General features: G+C 66.0%; 21 protein-coding genes. 3 read left to right on the forward strand and 18 right to left on the reverse strand.

Annotated elements, in window-relative coordinates:
* Positions 1-18: 18 nt before the first annotated feature.
* Complete coding sequence (locus AB0H61_RS36885; protein WP_357313041.1) at positions 19-552, forward strand: NUDIX domain-containing protein; 534 nt, start codon at positions 19-21, stop codon at positions 550-552.
* Between the two features lie 8 nt (positions 553-560).
* Here the strand turns inward: AB0H61_RS36885 and AB0H61_RS36890 are convergent, their stop codons facing one another.
* The 18 genes from AB0H61_RS36890 to AB0H61_RS36975 form a co-directional block, all read right to left on the reverse strand.
* A complete protein-coding gene (locus AB0H61_RS36890; protein ID WP_357313043.1) occupies positions 561-1,304 on the reverse strand; it encodes a hypothetical protein in 744 nt (247 codons plus the stop codon).
* A gap of 29 nt (positions 1,305-1,333) precedes the next feature.
* Complete coding sequence (locus AB0H61_RS36895) at positions 1,334-1,981, reverse strand: 3'-5' exonuclease (RefSeq protein WP_357313045.1); 648 nt, start codon at positions 1,979-1,981, stop codon at positions 1,334-1,336.
* On the reverse strand, positions 1,966-3,015 hold the full coding sequence (locus tag AB0H61_RS36900) for an aminotransferase class I/II-fold pyridoxal phosphate-dependent enzyme (protein WP_357313049.1): 1,050 nt from the start codon (positions 3,013-3,015) through the stop codon (positions 1,966-1,968). The genes AB0H61_RS36895 and AB0H61_RS36900 overlap by 16 nt, the downstream gene beginning before the upstream one ends.
* Positions 3,012-4,058, reverse strand: a complete 1,047-nt coding sequence (locus AB0H61_RS36905) for a radical SAM protein (RefSeq protein WP_357313050.1) — start codon at positions 4,056-4,058, stop codon at positions 3,012-3,014. Before AB0H61_RS36905 ends, AB0H61_RS36900 begins: the two co-directional genes overlap by 4 nt.
* A complete protein-coding gene (locus AB0H61_RS36910) occupies positions 4,058-4,741 on the reverse strand; it encodes a hypothetical protein (RefSeq protein ID WP_357313053.1) in 684 nt (227 codons plus the stop codon). Before AB0H61_RS36910 ends, AB0H61_RS36905 begins: the two co-directional genes overlap by 1 nt.
* The gene (locus tag AB0H61_RS36915) at positions 4,738-5,580 is read right to left on the reverse strand and encodes a methyltransferase domain-containing protein (RefSeq protein WP_357313055.1); all 843 of its coding nucleotides are present in this window, start codon (positions 5,578-5,580) and stop codon (positions 4,738-4,740) included. The genes AB0H61_RS36910 and AB0H61_RS36915 overlap by 4 nt, the downstream gene beginning before the upstream one ends.
* Positions 5,577-6,071, reverse strand: coding sequence for a phosphoribosyltransferase family protein (locus AB0H61_RS36920; RefSeq protein ID WP_357313058.1), 495 nt, complete (start codon positions 6,069-6,071; stop codon positions 5,577-5,579). The genes AB0H61_RS36915 and AB0H61_RS36920 overlap by 4 nt, the downstream gene beginning before the upstream one ends.
* A 5-nt stretch (positions 6,072-6,076) precedes the next feature.
* Positions 6,077-6,787, reverse strand: a complete 711-nt coding sequence (locus AB0H61_RS36925; RefSeq protein WP_357313060.1) for a 7-carboxy-7-deazaguanine synthase QueE — start codon at positions 6,785-6,787, stop codon at positions 6,077-6,079.
* Positions 6,788-6,791: 4 nt separating this feature from the next.
* The gene (locus AB0H61_RS36930) at positions 6,792-7,223 is read right to left on the reverse strand and encodes a 6-carboxytetrahydropterin synthase (protein ID WP_357313063.1); all 432 of its coding nucleotides are present in this window, start codon (positions 7,221-7,223) and stop codon (positions 6,792-6,794) included.
* Between the two features lie 355 nt (positions 7,224-7,578).
* A complete protein-coding gene (locus AB0H61_RS36935) occupies positions 7,579-9,219 on the reverse strand; it encodes a hypothetical protein (RefSeq protein ID WP_357313065.1) in 1,641 nt (546 codons plus the stop codon).
* A gap of 837 nt (positions 9,220-10,056) precedes the next feature.
* Positions 10,057-10,638 carry a hypothetical protein gene (locus tag AB0H61_RS36940; RefSeq protein ID WP_357313068.1) on the reverse strand — a complete coding sequence of 194 codons (582 nt, stop codon included), beginning with the start codon at positions 10,636-10,638 and terminating at the stop codon, positions 10,057-10,059.
* A gap of 608 nt (positions 10,639-11,246) precedes the next feature.
* Positions 11,247-11,870 (reverse strand): TetR/AcrR family transcriptional regulator, encoded by a 624-nt coding sequence (locus AB0H61_RS36945; RefSeq protein WP_357313070.1) that lies wholly within the window; start codon positions 11,868-11,870, stop codon positions 11,247-11,249.
* Entirely contained in the window at positions 11,867-12,070 is a 204-nt protein-coding gene (locus AB0H61_RS36950) for a cold shock domain-containing protein (protein WP_357313073.1), read from the reverse strand. Before AB0H61_RS36950 ends, AB0H61_RS36945 begins: the two co-directional genes overlap by 4 nt.
* Positions 12,071-12,171: 101 nt before the next feature.
* Positions 12,172-13,098, reverse strand: a complete 927-nt coding sequence (locus AB0H61_RS36955; protein ID WP_357313075.1) for a hypothetical protein — start codon at positions 13,096-13,098, stop codon at positions 12,172-12,174.
* Entirely contained in the window at positions 13,061-14,035 is a 975-nt protein-coding gene (locus AB0H61_RS36960) for a nucleoside hydrolase (RefSeq protein WP_357313077.1), read from the reverse strand. The genes AB0H61_RS36955 and AB0H61_RS36960 overlap by 38 nt, the downstream gene beginning before the upstream one ends.
* Positions 14,032-14,268 (reverse strand): hypothetical protein, encoded by a 237-nt coding sequence (locus AB0H61_RS36965; protein ID WP_357313080.1) that lies wholly within the window; start codon positions 14,266-14,268, stop codon positions 14,032-14,034. The genes AB0H61_RS36960 and AB0H61_RS36965 overlap by 4 nt, the downstream gene beginning before the upstream one ends.
* Entirely contained in the window at positions 14,269-14,667 is a 399-nt protein-coding gene (locus AB0H61_RS36970) for a hypothetical protein (RefSeq protein WP_357313082.1), read from the reverse strand.
* Between the two features lie 113 nt (positions 14,668-14,780).
* The gene (locus AB0H61_RS36975; protein WP_357313085.1) at positions 14,781-15,146 is read right to left on the reverse strand and encodes a hypothetical protein; all 366 of its coding nucleotides are present in this window, start codon (positions 15,144-15,146) and stop codon (positions 14,781-14,783) included.
* A 260-nt stretch (positions 15,147-15,406) separates the two neighbouring features.
* Between AB0H61_RS36975 and AB0H61_RS36980 the strand changes: the two genes are divergently transcribed.
* Together AB0H61_RS36980 and AB0H61_RS36985 are read left to right on the forward strand one after the other, a co-directional pair.
* On the forward strand, positions 15,407-16,741 hold the full coding sequence (locus AB0H61_RS36980) for a hypothetical protein (RefSeq protein ID WP_357313086.1): 1,335 nt from the start codon (positions 15,407-15,409) through the stop codon (positions 16,739-16,741).
* A 71-nt stretch (positions 16,742-16,812) separates the two neighbouring features.
* Positions 16,813-17,109 carry an MTH1187 family thiamine-binding protein gene (locus AB0H61_RS36985; RefSeq protein WP_357313088.1) on the forward strand — a complete coding sequence of 99 codons (297 nt, stop codon included), beginning with the start codon at positions 16,813-16,815 and terminating at the stop codon, positions 17,107-17,109.
* Positions 17,110-17,142: the final 33 nt, after the last annotated feature.

The raw sequence follows: 17,142 nt of genomic DNA on the forward strand, positions 1-17,142 counted from the left end.
CGCCACGGGAGTTCTCCAGTGATCAAAGAAGCCACAGCCAGCACATTCGTGTGGTGCGAAATCGGGGGCCGCTGGCGGCTGGGATTGATTGAGCACCCACGGTTGAAGCTGGCGATGTTGGCAGGTGGCCACGTCGAGGCGGATGAGTCCCCGGCCGAGGCGGCCGTCCGCGAGGCGCGGGAGGAGACGGGCCGGGATGTGCGGCTGCTGTCGTGGCCGTCTCTGGCGCTGCCGTCGGGCTATCCCTACCCCGCGGTTGCTCAGCCGTGGTGGACCAACGAACTGCTCGTCCCAGCGGACAATCACGTCGACGAGCCGCACGTGCACATCGATCATCAGTTCCTGGCGGTCGCCCACGGGGCGGAGCAGGTGAGTCAGCCTGCGCATCCGTTCGGCTGGTACAGCGCCGAAGACCTCGATCGAATCGACATGGTGTCTGACACGAGGATGTTGGCGCGGATGCTGTTCCCGATGATCGCCGACATCATCGCCGCGGCCGAGAGCGGACCTGCTGACCTGCTGCGGGTGATATCGGGCGTTGGGGTGCGCTGACGAAGTGATCACGGCCCGGCGGGGTTGAGCAGCGTGCGCCATTCGCGGGCGGGTGCACCGCGAATCAGCTCGCCGATCATCGCGGTGAGGCTGTCGGTGTCGTGGTCGCGGCGATCGAGCAGCCGAACGTGCTCGGGGTCCAGATCAGCCAGCCGCTCGAACAGTGGCGCCGCACGGCGGTGGATTTCCCATTGGTCGGGTGCGAACTCGACGCCGTCGCGGCCTTCAGCGCGGCGGATCGCTGCGTCGAGGTCGTCGACCAGCACGATGGTCAGATCCGGCAGAGGCCGCCACGCGGCGGCCATTGCCAAGATCGTCTGTATGGTGTCGGCGGCTGCGTCGTCATCGGCGGGGTGCATGATCAGCGACTGATACACCGCCGTGGAAAGCGCACTGCGGCCCTCGATGACGGTTCGCCCGGCGAGCAGATCGGGCAGCGTGGTTTCGAGGTCGTGCATCTTGATCGCGAGCAGCAGCAGCGTTTCGGACTTGGGGAATCCGCCACGCAGGAAGTGCTCCCCTTTGGCGGCGTCGGCCAGGATCCGCAGCAGACGGCGGCCCAAATCGGCACTGTCGCTTCCTGGTTCGCGGCGTTGAGAGAATTCGTCGAGTAGCAGCGGGCGTTCGGCTTCGGGAAACGCCGCCAGTACTCGCCTGGTCAGGTAGGTTTTGCCGACGCCGTTGAGCCCGTCCAGCGAGATCAGGCGCCCTCGGTCAATGCGGTGTTGGTTGGTGCGTGATTCTGGGTTCATTACTCCCTCATGGCCAAACGGGTCGGGTGTCAGTCGAACAAGCTGGCCTGGTCGGGCTGGGCGGCTCGGGCCTGGTAGCCGGCCAGCTCGCGCAGTTGGCGCAGATCGTGCCAGTCGGATTCGGTGACCATGCGGATGAGCAGGTCGGTGGTGACCTCGACATCGGCCATCGCCCGATGCCGATTGGCGGGGGCCGGGATTCGGAAGAACCGCATCAGGCTGTCGAGGCCGTGCCCACCGTGGACGTCGAGGTACAGGTTGCGGGCCAAGCGCACGGTGTCGATCAGGTCGATACGAGCCAGATTCGGGCAGTGCTCACGCAGCGCGTAGATCAGGCCCGCCTCCGCGGGTGCGTGGTGTGCGAACAGGACGTAGGGGCCCGCGCCGGTGAAGAGGCGGTCGAGCTCTGCCATCACCTGCGCGGCCGGAGCCTGGTCGGCGAGCATCTGCGGGGTGATCCCGGTCTGGCCGATATCGAAGGCGGTGACGGTGGACAGATCGGCGGGCCGCATCAACGATGTCCAGTTACGGTCGCGCACAAGCTGTCCCGCCTGCACGCGCAAGGTCTGGACCGCGACCTCGATAGGCACATAGGCAGCGCCCTTGGGGGTGGTGTACTCGAAGTCGATCACCACCGGTACCACGGCCGCCAGATCGTTGATCAGTCGTTCGCCCACCCGCGGACCTCCCGGATGATGGTGTGCGCGTATCGGTCGATGCGCGCCGAGTCGTCGTCTCGGGTGATGACGACGGCAAGCAGATTGTCGAGGAATTCCGCTGCGGCCGTACAGGGACGCGCGCGCGCCTCGAGCATGGGGCGTTGATCGAGCGGGCACAGGCCGAAGGATCCGACGCTGTTGGGCACGCCGAGAGCGGCCAGACGTCGGCTGAATTCCCGTGGCTGCGCAAGCTGCAACTGCAGCAGCGGGGAGTACGCATTCCACCGCTGTCCGCTGGCCGCGGTCAGCGGACGTAGTTGCGGCACCGATGCGAGCAGCGTGGTCAGCTGGCGGGTCTGGTGGATGCGTTGGGCCACAAGGCGGTCGAATCTGGCCAGCTCTCGGCGGCCGAGCGCGGCCAGCGGTTCGGCCAACCGGAAGTTGTGCGCGAATCGGCTCATCGGTGCCTCACCCTCGGGTGGGCTCAGCCAGTGCGCGCGGTAGGCGCGAGCCCGAGCGGCGATATCGGGATCGTGGGTGGTGATGAACCCGCCCTCCCCGGTCGAGAGCAGTTTGAGGTGGTGGGTCGAGTAGGCGCCGACGACACCGCGCTCCGTGCCGACCTGCCGGGAACCGATAGTGGTGCCCAGCGCTTGGCAAGCATCGGCGACCACGGCCAGGCCATAGACAGCGGCGAAGCGCCGCAGGCGGTCATGATCCCCGGCCCGGCCCCACATGTAGACCGGCATCACCGCGGCGGTGCGGTCGCTGACCTTGGCGGCCAGGTCGCCGTAATCGAAATCGCTGCCGTCGCGGGTGCAGTCGACAGGGACGGGTGTGGCCCCGGTATGGGCGATGGCGGCCGCGCTCATCACCACCGCCACCGCGGGGACCAGCACTTCGCACCCGGGCCCCACTCCGGCGGCCGCCAGCGCCGTCTGCAACGCGGCGGTGCCGCTGGAGACCGCGACGACGTGATCCACCGCCAGGTACTCGCCCAGCTCTCGTTCGTAGGCTGTGGTCTCGGCATCGGGCAGCAGGGCCGTGGTCATCGCGCATCTCGCCCGGCCGGGGTGAGCTGCTCGAAGCCCATCAGCGGCCACATGCTGACGCAATCGCGTGAGAAGAACGGGCAATCCCCGCCCTCGCTCGTTGACGGCGGGAACAGTTGCGCGGCCGTCGTGGTCAGGATGCTGCGCTGGGCGGCCTTGCCCGCGACATCGGCGATGCGGTACCGCGACGGGCACGGCCACACACTGCCGTCGGGCTCGATGAATGCCAGCTGCGCGCCCCCGAAACAGCCCGCCATCATCTGCACGTCGCGGCGGATGGTGGAGACGATCTGCTCGGGATAGCGGTCCTCGGGCAGCTCGAGCGCCAGCCCGGCGCGGTAGATCGCGTCCAGCTGCGCGCGCACCGCGTCGATGTCTTCGGCCCGCAGGCTGAGCTCGTCGTACAGAACGTTGTCGGTGTCCAACGAAATCGGCTGCGGCACAAAATAGTCCGCACCAAGCTGTGTGGCGAAGCGTGCGGTACCGGCCAGAGTGGCCACGGTGTGGCGGGCGATGACGGTGTAGATACCCATCTTCAACGCGTCGCCGCGCTCATCGCTGTCGCGGCGCAGCGCCGTGAACCCGTCGACCACATCACGCCAGCCGTGCTTGCGGTTGCGGGCGGGCCGGTGGCTGTCGTTGACGGCCGGGTCGTGAGAATCCAGCGACACCGACACCGCGGTGACACCGGCGTCCAGGAGCATCGCCCGAATCTCTGGCCGGTTGAGCGGGATCCCATTGCTGCACACCACGACGTCGATCCCGGCGGCGGTGAGGATGTTGATCACGGTCCCGATCGGGGGCCAGATCAGCGGTTCACCACCGGCGAGGAAGACCCTGGTGATGCCGCTGTCGCCGATATCGCGCAGGAACGCGGTGATCTGCGCGAGGCTGACATCACCGGCCGGTAGGTGGCTCAACTGTCCGGGGGCGGTAGGCGGGTTTTCGCGGTGCTGTTCCAGGGTGCCGAAATAGCAGTAGTCGCAGCCCAGGTTGCAGGGTGAACGCAGCGCCCACAGCACCGACATTCCGCGATACGACATCAGTTCCTCCGATCGGATTCGGCGGCCTCGATGAGGGATTCGACGCAGCTGATGAGGGCGGGTTCGGTCAACCCGGCCCGGTCAACCACCCGGTAGCGGCTGGATTCGGTCTCGGCCTGGCGACGGTAGAGGCGGGTCGCGCGAGCCACGAGGTGGCGTTGCTCGCTGGTCAGCGGGCTGCCCTCCCGCTGGGCCCAGCGCGCCGCACAGATATCCAGGTCATCGACCAGCAGCACGGTCAGATCGGGTCGTGTCCGCCATTGCGTCACGGTGGCCAGTAGTTGCTGTGCCAGTGCCCAGGTTTGCTCGTCGTCGGCATCCGGGCCGAGCATGATCGCGGCCTGGTAGATCGCGACCGAGTCGATTCCCCGATCCTCGACCACGACAGCGGGCGGGACCGGGATCTGATCGACCACTTCCTGCTGGCGCACCACCAGACCCATCAGCGCGACGGTCTCGGTCCGCGGGAACCCGTTGCGCAAGAACGGATCACCGCCGCCCGCCAGGGCGGCCAATACCAGCGCGGGGACTTGGCGGCCGGTCGCGTCGGTGACCTCGTCGAGCAGTCGGCACCGCGGAGCCAGCAGGCGCGCGAGGTGGCGGGCCAACCGAGTCTTGCCGACCGCTTCGGGCCCCTCGAGCGACACCCACACCGGCGAGGGCCGCGCCGCCGCGGTGGTCATCGGTCGCGCCTGACGCAGACGTAGAGCACTTCGCTGGCCGCGGTGTCCAACGCGGTGGCCACGACCGGGCCGAGCATGGCTGCCGGAGTGTGGGCGGCCATGTCCCGATAGAAATCGGCCGCCCCGGGCCCGAACCGCCGCAGCACCGCGGCCTCGGTGTCTTTGCTGGTCTGCGGCGGGAGGATGCCGACGATCTGACGGACCTCGGCGCCGATCTCCTCGAGCACCGCGAGCAGTTCCTCATGCGACCATTCGTAGACGTGGACGCGATGCTGGAGCCGCCGTGGCGGCGAGCCGGGAGTGTTCGGAGTCGACAGGTACAACACCCCGGCAGGCGCCAGCGCGGCCAGCGTGTGTTGCAGGCTCGCGATGGCGAGTTCACGCGGGAGATGTTCCAGTGCCGAGGTGTAGACGGCCACGTCGGCCGGTGCCAGTGCCGGCCACGGCTGGGAGACGTCGATCTCGTGGAACTCGATCGGCAACCGCACCTGCGGATAGGTCACCTCCAACTCGGCCACACGGTCCCGCGCCTCGTCCAAATTGGTGGCGCTGATGTCCAACCCGGCGTAGCCGCCCAGGTCCGGGCGATACCGAAACAACGGAGGCAGTTGCAGGCCGCGGCCGCAGCACACGTCCACAACGCGCTCACCAGGGCGCAGGCGTTCGGCGATGAACAACCGCTGCAAATAGTTCATCACCCCGGTTTCCTTGACCTCCCCTCGCGCGAGCGCAGCGTAGAAGTCGTCCATCTGATTGACGGAAAACGGGCCGATCATCGGTGTGCCGGGGCGCGTGCCGAACTCGCTGTCCAACGCCGCCGACGGGGTGTGCGCGCTCATCGAACCTCCCAAGGAAACCGGACCCACCCGGCGCACGAGCACCCGATGTAGTCCTGAACATGTTGTGGTGCAGTTGATTTCGCGGCGTACCAGTTGTTCGTGTTGACGACGATCACTGCTCGCCGCAACCGCCGGACACCGCGCAGCAGGTGCGCGGCCTCCTCGATGGTTTCTCCCGAACCGGCGACATCATCGACAAGCAGAACGTCGGCGCCCGGTGCGAGCACACCCAGCGATGCGGGATTGGTGAGCTGTGGGCGTGCGGCTTTGGCGCCGTTCGGGGCCTCACTGAGGGTGTGGGTGACCTCGAGGCCGCGCACGTCACGGACACCGAGTTCGTGGGCCAGGAGCACCGCGGGCACCATACCGCCCCGCAGAATCCCCACGATCACATCCGGCGCACCGTCACCTCGGATTCGCTGCGCCATCGCGGTGGCGTGGTGTGCCAGCTCAGGCCAGGACAGCTCCAGCGCGACTTCGGCGGTGGCCACAGTGTTCACCTCACGTCGTTGAGGATGTGCAGCCGCGTGCTGACCTGCCAGCCGCGCGCGGCCGCGGGCCCGCGCAGCAGCTCCACCCCCGCCGTGACCTTCGCGGGGCTCTCCCCTTCGGGCATCACCCAGATCGTCGCCGGATCCAGACCGAAATCTGCTGCCAGCTTGTCGATCTCGGTGAAGTCTCCGTGATCGGCGACCACGAACTTGAATGCGGCCCTGCCTGTGCTCCGCAACGCCTTCAGCGCCGAGGGCACGATGCGGCGGCCGTAGTCCACACCGCTGTTGGACAACTTGGGGCTGACCACCCACAGGTCGACCAGCTCACGCAGTTCGGGCTGAGGTGCCTGGGTGCCGTTGGTTTCGACCTGGACCCGCACCTCCGAGCCGACGCCAGCGGCCAGGGCGATCATCGCGGGCTGTTGGATCATCGGCTCCCCGCCGGTGATGACAAGCAGATCGACGTCGCGCTCGAGCACCCACGCGACCAGTTCCCGCACGGGCACATGGCTGCTCACCTCCGCTGGGTGGTAGCGGTTCCAGTCCCACGTCGACTTCTCATCGCACCATCCGCAGGTCAGGTTGCAGCGGGAGAACCGGACGAACACACACCGCTGACCGGTCCACGGCCCTTCCCCCTGGATGGACTCGAATTTCTCCGCCAGCAGCACGGTGGCCTCGTGCGGCGCGGCGACCGGATCGGGCAGCATCATCGGATCAGTTCCTTTCCCACACTGCATACGACGTCTCGGTCTCGCTGACCTGCATCGATACGAGGCGGCCGTGAATGTTCGGTTCGAGATGTTCGATGAACCACTGCCCCAGGTGCTGGGCCAGCAGCTCGCTGGTCGGATGAAACGACACGACCTCGTTGAGCACACGATGATCGAATGTGTTGGCGAGGAATTCGCCGAACGGCGCCAGCTCTCCGAAGTCGGTGACGAAGCCGTTGCCGTCGAGGCTATCGGCGGTCAACACCACCGTGACGGTGTAGTTGTGACCGTGATCGCGTGAGCACTTGTGCTCGGGGGGAAGCTGCCACAATTGGTGACTCGCGCTGAACCCGAAGGTCTTGGCGATCCTGTGGCATCCCGACGCACCCGGGTTGGTCGTCATAATCTGCTCCCGGTCGAGTCGATGGTGTCCCATTCGAGGCTAAGTGCAGGCCGATTCGCGAAGAACTCACTGCGAGTAGGACTTTCCCGCGACGAGAAGCGCGACATACCGACTGCGGCGCCAGATCCACCTATCGACAGTAGGAGCCTGACAGCGCGGTGGCACGGCGGCTGTCCCGCGCGCGACTCCCCAGGCTCAATCGTGGTGTCGGCACCTGTTTCTCCACCTGAAGCGGCGGCCGCTGCCGGACAACAACCGACCGGATCACCGGACGGCTTTCCTGGCCGAGCCACATTCGTTGTCCCGTAGGTCCAGATCCGCGCCGGATGCGGGATTTCGGCGGGGATCAGCGGTGCGTCGCCGCCAGGCATTGCGCCTGCTTGGGGGCTCACAGGAACGACCCCGGTAACCCGCCGTTGACCGTGCCCTGCAACCGACATCGAGGCCTGCGCACTTCCGGCAGGCGCCGCGTCCCAGTCGCCACCTCGACACAAAAGCTCTCGTAGGTGTTGATGGTGTCCAGCAGAGCGTCCATCGCCTCCGGGTCCGGCGACGTTGTCGCGGCGACGCCTTCTGGGAAGGCCTCCAGGAACTGCTCGGCGACCCGGGACAACACCGACCCCAAGCCCTCGGTGTGAGTCTGGACGCGACTGTCCTCCGAACGTTGCATCGCCTCCAGCGCCGCCGCCGTCGCGCCGTTCGCGGCCGCCGCCTGGTCGATGTCATGCTCCCAGCCCGCGATCTGCTGACGCGCTCGCCCGAACTGCGCCATGACCTCCACCGAGGCCTTTGATTCGGTCAACGAAGCAAGCATCAGCCGGTGAGCGTCGAGCAACCCCATGAATGCCTTCACAATCGGTGTGAGCTCGACCGATGCGGTCTCACCTCGCAGCACCGTCCACAGCGTCGCCGCCGTCGGCCATCCCTCGGTCGGTTGCGGGCCAGCGCCACGGCTCAGCCGCGCCACATGCGCCAACTGCCGCACCCGCCGGTCATAGTCGCGACATGCCCCGCGCAACTGCTGCTCGAGCCGTTCCGCCCGCACCGGATCCTCGCCCGCCGCACGATGGGCTCCCCACAACTGCACTATGCGCACGACCAGGGCACCGAAATCTGTGCATAGCAGCTCCGATGCCGGACCCGCAGCACGGGCCACCAGCACATCGATCCGTCCGGCCGTCTGCTCGACGGAGGTTTTGGCGGCCATCAGCGACCTCACCGCGTCCCGCCATAGGCGATCCTCTCGCGCACGCCCCGACATGTACTTCAACAGCCGAGCCTCGCTCACCCGCGTCACCGGGATCGCATCTGCCACATCCACCGCGGCGCGCAATATCTCGGCGCAGACCGCGCCCACCGGCACCCCATCATGCAAAGCAGCCAGCAGCGCAACCGAATCCGGCACCAACTCCACTTGCGCCGGATCCATCTCACCGCCGCTCAGACCGTGGCGCCGACCGAGACGATCAACCCTCATCTCATACGCGCGCGCCGTCCCAGACCCGACCATCCGCGGCATCATCGGCCGACCAACCGAGACCGCGGCCTGCCGCGCCAACTCCGACATCAACCCCCCGATCGTGACTTCCCCGCGCAGCGGAATCACCGAATCTCCTGCCAGTGTGTCGATCTCGGTGACCAACCCCACCAACTCCGCATCAGCGACACCCAACGCCCGCCGCCGCCCAGCCCTCACCCCACTCGCATTCACCTCCAGCCGGCGCTGCTGTGCGCGCACCATCTGCCGCGCAATGCCCAGTACCGCACCCACGCGGGCACGGGCTGCTGCCGAATCGGCGCCCGCCAGGGGCGGCGGCCCCACCAGCGCTGCTGGGCGAACCCGCCCGAACATCGCCGCTGCTATCCCGTGCATCCACGCGATTGCCGGTGTCGCAGACCCCGATTCGCGCGACGGCAAGTTCTCGCCGGTCTGCGCTGCTGCCAGCTCTGCAGCGAACAGTTCGGCTAGCGCACCCGCGGAGGGCCACTCCCACTCGATGACTTGGATCGGATGTGACGGCGTGTCCATCAAGGTTCTCCACTGAATAGATGATCATTCCAACGACCGTGCTGGTCAGGTGTCACGCCAGACGTTCGTGCGGCGCACCGCTGGGCCCAGGCCTGCCACGTTGCGGGTAGGAGATAGATGGGTGCAGCACGGGACACGGCGTTCTCCGCCTCGTACCGCGATGGCCAGATCCTGGTAGCCCTCGGCGAGCTCCAATACCCCGACTTTCCGCATCTCTTACCGCACTCTCTCCCACGGTCCGGCGACCATCCGAACCGCCAGCGCGCACAGACTCGTCAACCGATCCAGCACCACACCCACGATTTCCGACTGCAGCGAATACACGTGGCGGATATCAAGATTGGCATTGACCCATGGATCGCTCTCCCAGCCACCCGGGCAATGCGAACTGGATCATGACCGCGTTCAATGTGGTGCGCCCGTGTGCGATACGCCAGTAGCGCAGCGCCAGACCGGTCCGTGGCGGGATCGACAGTCCGAGCTGACCCGGGCTGCCCGGCTGCGACAGCGCACCATCCCGTAGACACGGCGGGTGCACTGCACACCGAGATCGGCGGCCAGCCAGCAGATTTCGGGGAGGTTCTCGGTCCACCGCGTGCGCAAGGCCTCCACCGGGGTCGGCGAATGTCGGGGCGGTCACGGCCGGAGGCGGCCGGACCCGCGGTCCCCGCCCGCGTCGACCCGTCCTGCTCATCAGGGTTTCTGCCTCCGGGGCGATGTGTCGTAGTTTCCTCGACTGCTCGGAATTGGAAGATGGTGGTGTGGCTACCTTGGCGCGCGGCCAGCCGCCGCTACGCCGTTCAGGCCGGACCACAACCCAACCCGACACCGGGAATCTTATGACCAAGTCTCCTCCGTTCTCCCGTTCTCGTGTGGCCCGTCCAGCGGTGTCACGTTCCGGCTGAGCCCGAGCGTTTCCCCTGCGCTTGTGGCCACGATTGCGTCGAGATCGACGGGCCCCCTCCATGTGCAGTAATTGCTTTCGTGTGCGGCGCACAGCGCTATGGCGGCGGCCCTGGTCACTGCGGATCGGACCGTGGTGCCGTCGAGATGGTTGCTGTGCAGCCCAGCTGCCCGACACGCATCAGGGAACTCCAGCCTGTCATCGAGATAGTCGTCTGCGACATCGAGCATCCATGCCGATGTGTTGCTGGGCTTGCTCCGGTTGGCCCACTTCTCGCGTGCTGCGGTGACTTCGGCTGTAGCGGGAACGCCCGTGTCATGGCACAGCAGCTCCAGCGTTTCGGCGAGCCGGTATCCGCCGACGACCTCAGCGTGGCGGCGGCATTCGTTCAGCCGCGCAACCATTTCGGCGAGGCCAGCGCTCGAGTCTGAGATCGGGGGAAACGCCACGAAGTCGAACCGCGGCGTCTCGACGTTGAGATTGAGCACTGAACGCTGCGCGAGCGCGAAGTACACAACGCTCAACCCCGCCCGCGGAGTGTAGTCAACGGCGGCAACCGTCGGCTCGTGTCCTCCGAACAACGGTCGCGGGTGCCCGAATGGACTTCCGGCCGGCTCCAAGTTCGTTCTCAGTTCCATGGCGCTCTCCATTGGGTGGGTGGGATGCGCACTGGTGCTCGAAGACATGAAATCCCTTCTAGGTGAGAGGTGTTCGAATGATCAGCGGCCGGATCGGCGGGTTGTGGTCTGTGGCCCGTGGGCGGCGATGTCCTCTGCGCGTCCCGGCTGTATGACCGTCCACCATCTGCACATCGGATCGGGTGTTCGATGGTGGGTACAGCCGGGACGCAGTGTGATGAGGGTTGGAGCGTTCCCCACCTCGCCGGTCCTCCCGGCGGGTGGGGATCCCGCGGAGGACCGCGCGCCCTCAGGCGCGGGTGATCAAGCGTGCTCGCGGGTACGGTTGGGAGGCCCGGCCCGCCGATGGCTGCCGCTGTCAGCCCAACCGGCACGCGGACATCATCGCGGATAGCAGCCGCGTCATCGAGCATGAGCGAAACCTCGGTAAGTGATAGCGGGGGCATGACATTCGGGCGGCGGCACTCACGTGCGGCACGTGCCGGTTACGCGGCTGTGGTCGCGCGCAGGACGAGTTCGATCTGGGACCGGATCCTGTGCGCGGGTATGGCCAGACCGTTGGCGTGTTGGGTGGCCATACCGACGACCACCGATAGCAGGAACGTGACCGCGAGGTCGGGATCACCGCGCCTGCGGTTGGGATCGGCTGTGGCGGCGAGTAATTCGCCGATCACCGCGCGCAGCACCGTCACTCGCTGTGTGGAGTCGGCGCGGCTTGCAGGACGCAGGGCAGCGAGATCGAGCTCGAGGCGCACCCACCCGGGTCGGGACACGGCTAAACCCGCCCAGGTCGCCAGAGTAGTGACGAGGTGATCGAACCCGCGCGGCTGGAAGCAGCGGATCCGTGCCACAGCATGGCGGCACAGGTCCTCGGCCACTTCCTCGGCGAGACGGTGTTTGTGGGGGAAGTAGGTGTATGTCGCGCCGCGGGTGAAGCCTGCGTGACGGGCGATCTCATCGATAGTGGTGGCGGTGTAGCCGCGGGTCAGGAACAGGTCCGCGGCCGCGTGCAGCAGCCGTAGACGGGTCTCCCGTCGCCCGCCTGATCGTGTGACCGGCGCCGATTCCGTGGAACGGCGGGTGGATACCTCGGACGCGGGGGCAGTCACAGGAGCTGGACCTGCGTCGCAAACGCGCCTCTCGGCCCTGTCGCGACGGTGAATTCGACGCGTTGACAACGTCGCAGGCTCCGGGGTCCGGAGGCTCGGATGTCGGAGCCGCGCACGAAGATGTCGTTGCCATCGTCTTGGGTGATGAATCCGAAGCCGTTGGCCTCGATGAACCATTTCACGGTGCCTTGGTCTGGCATATCTATGGTGCCTTCCTCCGGTATCGAATCTGTTGCGGATGAGTGGGTTTCCCGCGGCGTGGATGGTGGGTCGTGCGGACGAGCGATGTCCTGACACGCAATCAGTCGGTGGGAGTGGACGCGCCGATGTAGTGGTCCAGGCCATAGGCGCTGACGATGCGGATGCTGGCCAATCGGGCATGCCGGGCGAGCCGGGTGATCGCGTCGTAGGCGAGCGCTCCGGCGATCGAGTAGACGAGCTGGATGAGGATCGTGCGGATCATGGAATTCGTTGTCTCCTTATGGCTGTCGGGCGAGAGGTAGGCGATCAACCGTCGACGGCGTTCCACTGGCCCATCTCCATCCCACGTCAGCTGAAGCTGCTCGATGTGCGTGCTATAGGCGTGCAATGCACTCGACAGATCGACGGTGCTGATGTCGGCGTCCGGGCACTGTGCGTATGTCACCCATCGGGACGCGAGCGTGCAGACCAACTCCCCGACCCCGACAGCTTTGGAAGCGAACTCGACGGCCTCGGCGAACGCAGTGTCGATGTCGCGGACGATCACGGCGATCTCACGATCGACCGCACTGGTCGCTGCAGGGTCGGTGAGGACTCGTCGCCGATGGGCATCCAGAATCCGCGCCGCCAGAGCTGCTATCCAATCAGGGGCGCGACGGATCGGGCGGATATCATCGCGCCGTCGGCCGGTCATCCGCTTGACAACGCGGCGGATGCCGGCCGTGAGCTCGCCACGCCGCGTCGTTGGCGCACGTACGACCGGCATCAGCGTGGCGAACTGACCGACCCAGTCCTTGGCCTGGGGCAGCCCGGTCAGACCTGAGGCCGGTGGTTGCATGAGTGGCGTTTCCCTTGTCCTGTAGTTGGTGTGCCTGGTTATGGCAGTGCCGAGTGGCGCCATCTCAGCGGATGCTGAACGGTCTCGGCGCGGTCCGTCGCCCTTGCCGTACAGCGCTTCTGGCAGGCCATGTTTTCCAACGGCTGACGTCTCATCGAGCCGAAGACGGCGCCGTGGGTGCGAGAACATTCAGCAGACTCGGGTCAGGGCTGTCGATGGCCCGGGGCACACTGAGTTTCTGGAACATTTCGCTGATGCCGCGGGCGTACGCCGCGTGATCGACGCTGGTGGACAGGAGTGCCCGGCAATCCCCGTGCGGGGTCAGACGCATCTGGCCGTCCTCACCGATTGTGAAGTGACGATCAGCGAACGACACGAGCCCTATTCCTGCCCCGGCGAGGACGGTGAGCGGAGCTTCCAGCACCGAATTCGGATACTCCAGTCGCAGGTAACGGTCGTAGCACTCACGAACCACCGACGCCCATTGCGCGACACCGGGTCCCGCAAGTGCCTGGTACAGGCCGCTGCTGTAGTCGACGAACATCTCCGGGCTCTGCACGCTGTCCGCCAGCACCAGTGACAGATCCAGCCCCGACCGCATCACCTGGACCGCCGAGGCGGGATCGATGCGGATGTTGTGTGAGGCCCCGCCCAGAGCACTATTGGCCAGCGCACCACCCATCCAGGTGACCACCAGCCGCCCGGCCAGCTCGGGGCGCTGCTGCAGCACCGCAGCGAGATTGGTGGCGGGGCCGAGCACAATCCAATTCACCATCTGGCGTTCATTGCGCAGCACCCACTCCACCGCATCGAGAACCGAACCCGCCTGCGGCCCTATGTAATCGGGCACGATGCCATCGCACACCCAGCGGTCACCCCCGCTCGGCACTTCGCTTCCGGCCACGACAGGAACCCTGGTACGTCCCATCGAATCCATCAGAAAACGGGCCAGCCGTGATCGCTGGGCGTCGTGCTCGTCGCTGGTCAGCACCAGCGACAAACGCAGGGTGCGTGCCGCAACCGCCAGCGCCGCTGCATCATCGGGGGCATGACCGATCGCGACGTCGAGGATCACCGGCATCCGCCGCAGACTCACCCGGCGACCACGGTGAACAACGCTGCTCACCCCGACATCACCTCCGCCCGCACGCCCGCGACCGCAGCGCCATTCTCCACCCAGGCGAGCAACAGCTGATCCCGAAACGGACCCACAGTCCCCTCGACCGCCTTACGCTGCAACGGATCTCGCGGACTATGTTGCGCGTCCGCGGCTTCGGAGATCACAACTACGCGCGCGAGCGTCAGCCACCGCGGTGTGGCATGGCTGCTCTCGGCGGCGTATGTCCTGTTCAATGCCATTCAGCTCCAATCGATTCCTGGCAGATAGTCCGGCAGGTCGAACCTGCCTCCTCGCAAGCCGCTGGCGAGGTCGTCGTAGGCTTCGGCCAGCTGAGCCAACCGCTGGAACGCCGGATGGATCCGGTCCATGGGGAGGCTGTCGGAGAGTTTGAGCGCCCGGACCAGCCGCGACAGCAGTTCACCCATCGACATCGGCGCCATCGTCGCCCCACCTACCCCGCGGTCCACTGTGCGAGCAATCCAGCCGTTGACCTCGCTGATCACCTCATCGGCCGTGCGGTGAACCTCCACCGGGAGTGGGCCCTCATCGCGACCCTCATAGAGCACGCCCAGCCGGTAGCCGAACCACGCCAGCGGTGAGTCCTGCTGACCCTCCTGGGGCTGGCGGATCGCAGCCATCAACGCTCTCGACGTGGGCAGCGGTGACCGGTTCGACGACGCAGGCGGAGGTGTGTCCGACGGACCCGACGGTGAGCCAGTCAACAGCGACTGTGCGTCCGGAAACACTGCGATCACCCCTTCACACCCGGTGTGCTGTGCTGCCGACCGACCGGCATCAGTGCGATCGTGAGCGGATTGACTGCGATAGCGCCACACTGGACAGCGCATTCGAGGGCGAGGGCGAGGATATTGTGGTCGAAGGCGGCGTCGGCGATCTCTATGTCGGAACTACACGCCTTCTGATCTGTCGGGTGCGTGATGTCATCGGGTGAGAACTTGTGGGCTTCAATGCGCCCCAGACGAGGAATCAATACCTCGCGGATGCGGGACTCGATGGTGCGCAGGACCGTTGTATCTACCAAAAGCTGGGTCGACAGCCAGTTCCACAGCACCCAGGCCATCGTCGTCGGCATTGAGTTGTTCCGGATCACCGTCACACTCCCTCCGGGCCGTCGGCTCTCGCGCCCTGAAGTTGAGGCGCATCAACCGCATTGAGACTCACACGCCCATGCCCCGGTGAACACCCCGAATACGTCATCGTTTTCATCACACCGTTTTCGCCGACGAAAACGGTGTGCCCATGATGCGAAAACGGTGTGTATACGAACGAAAATGTCGTGTAGAACCCATATCGATGCCCGAACTGCCCATCTGCATTTACGCTTCGTTCAACACACGAATGGGGAGGTGCGGAAGGGTGGCAACGGACGAAGCGGTGCGCAATGACCGCTTGGACCGCCGGATCAGCGAGAAGGGCTACACCCACCAGACACTCGCCGACGCAGTCAACACGATGGTCGAGGAGCAGACCGGTAAGCCAGGCGGCTACACACCAACGGCGATCAGCAAGCTGGTCTGCGGAACCCATACTTGGCCGCACAAGCACCACCGCGAAGCGCTGTGCGCAATTCTGGACGCGACCGCAGCAGACCTCGGATTCTGGAACTCCCGTTCCAAGGGTAACTTGGGCTACAAAGACCCAAAGGAGCCTGATGTGCGCCGCAATGAATTCCTGCGCGGCTTGATCGCAGCACCCCTCGCGGCCGCACTACCGCCGGGACTTGTCGAAACCGCTGCGCAACCAATCGAGACGCCCGCCCCCACGCGAATCGGTATGGGGCATGTCGACCAAGTCAAAGCATGGGCGGAACTGTTCCGCGCGGCCGACGACGCCGGGCTCGGTGTCGCTGAAGGAATGGCTGCCCAACTTCGAGTCGCAGCCAGCTACATGCGCGCGGACATGCCGGGCACGGTCAAAGATGCCTTGAAGGCGGCAGTGGCCACCTTTCACCGCGTGGTCGGATGGGCACGCTACGACCGCGGCGACCACGCACAAGCCTCCACCCACTTCAATGCAGGCTGGGGATATGTCGAAGAATCCGGCGAATGGTGGCTCAGAGCAGCAATACTCACCAGCGCCGCCCGCCAAGCGATCTCTCTCGACAAAGCCGACGGCGCCCTCACGATGCTCGGCGTAGCGTCTGTTCGCGCAGACCGGTTGTCGCTACTGCGCCGCGCCGACATCGCGGCAGTCAGGGCCCGCGCCCATGGCAAGCTCGGAAACGACAGGGAGTGCATGCGGGCTGTGCTCGAGGCCCAGCAGCTGTTCAGTGAAGCCGGTGACCACCCGCATCCTGATTCCGCGCACGAGGGCTTCGGCACCTACTACACCGAAACCCTGCTGACCTCCGATCTCGCGGGAGGACTGTTCGAGCTCGCATTCGGTCGCGGGGTCGAGGTGAACCGCACGATCGACAGTCTGCGAACGGCGCTGCAGCTGACCGACGAACACGCACGCTCGCGGCTGCTGAGCACGTCGAGGCTAGCAGCGCTGCAGCTGCGCCACGGTGACCTCGAGGAGGGAGTCGCACTCGGTAACCAAGTCATCCGACGGGCAACGGGGACGACCTCTGCGCGAGTCATCGGCGATATCACCAGGATCTATCAGGTGACAGAAGGCCGCAGAATCAAGACCGCCCCTGGTGTCAGCGAGCTTCGACACCATGCGCAGACATTCCTGCGTACCCTCTAAGTCCCGGAACAACTCTCGGCGCCAACGCCCCGTGCAGCACAATCACCGCCGAGTATCCCGAAGGAGCCAGGATGATCGTTGCCCTGTCCATAACCCCGCTCGGAGTCGGAGACGACGTCGGTCGTCCGGTCGCCGAGGCTGTACGCGTCATTCGTGCCAGTGGCCTCCCCAACCAGACAACTGCCCTGTTCACCACCATCGAAGGTGAATGGGACGAAGTGATGGCGGTGGTCAAAGCGGCCACTGACGCAGTCATGGCCGTCGCACCGAGATGCAGCATCGTGCTCAAAGCCGACATCCGACCCGGCGTCACCAACGCGATGACCGCCAAAGTTGAGTCGGTCGAACGTCATCTGGCACAGATGTAGATCCCGCTCACTGCCAGGAACACCAATACCCTC

It is taken from the genome of Nocardia sp. NPDC050710 (genome assembly GCF_040654375.1).
GTDB lineage: Bacteria > Actinomycetota > Actinomycetes > Mycobacteriales > Mycobacteriaceae > Nocardia.

Bases quoted from the DNA above. Each gene is read 5' to 3' on its own strand.
- AB0H61_RS36955 (WP_357313075.1), bottom strand. From the start codon at position 13,098: ATGTTCTCGCACCCACGGCGCCGTCTTCGGCTCGATGAGACGTCAGCC.
- AB0H61_RS36930 (WP_357313063.1), bottom strand. From the start codon at position 7,223: ATGGGACACCATCGACTCGACCGGGAGCAGATTATGACGACCAACCCG.
- AB0H61_RS36905 (WP_357313050.1), bottom strand. From the start codon at position 4,058: ATGTCGTATCGCGGAATGTCGGTGCTGTGGGCGCTGCGTTCACCCTGC.
- AB0H61_RS36925 (WP_357313060.1), bottom strand. From the start codon at position 6,787: ATGATGCTGCCCGATCCGGTCGCCGCGCCGCACGAGGCCACCGTGCTG.
- AB0H61_RS36910 (WP_357313053.1), bottom strand. From the start codon at position 4,741: ATGACCACCGCGGCGGCGCGGCCCTCGCCGGTGTGGGTGTCGCTCGAG.
- AB0H61_RS36965 (WP_357313080.1), bottom strand. From the start codon at position 14,268: ATGGCATTGAACAGGACATACGCCGCCGAGAGCAGCCATGCCACACCG.
- AB0H61_RS36985 (WP_357313088.1), top strand. From the start codon at position 16,813: ATGATCGTTGCCCTGTCCATAACCCCGCTCGGAGTCGGAGACGACGTC.
- AB0H61_RS36970 (WP_357313082.1), bottom strand. From the start codon at position 14,667: ATGGCTGCGATCCGCCAGCCCCAGGAGGGTCAGCAGGACTCACCGCTG.
- AB0H61_RS36900 (WP_357313049.1), bottom strand. From the start codon at position 3,015: ATGACCACGGCCCTGCTGCCCGATGCCGAGACCACAGCCTACGAACGA.
- AB0H61_RS36915 (WP_357313055.1), bottom strand. From the start codon at position 5,580: ATGAGCGCGCACACCCCGTCGGCGGCGTTGGACAGCGAGTTCGGCACG.
- AB0H61_RS36935 (WP_357313065.1), bottom strand. From the start codon at position 9,219: ATGGACACGCCGTCACATCCGATCCAAGTCATCGAGTGGGAGTGGCCC.
- AB0H61_RS36950 (WP_357313073.1), bottom strand. From the start codon at position 12,070: ATGCCAGACCAAGGCACCGTGAAATGGTTCATCGAGGCCAACGGCTTC.
- AB0H61_RS36890 (WP_357313043.1), bottom strand. From the start codon at position 1,304: ATGAACCCAGAATCACGCACCAACCAACACCGCATTGACCGAGGGCGC.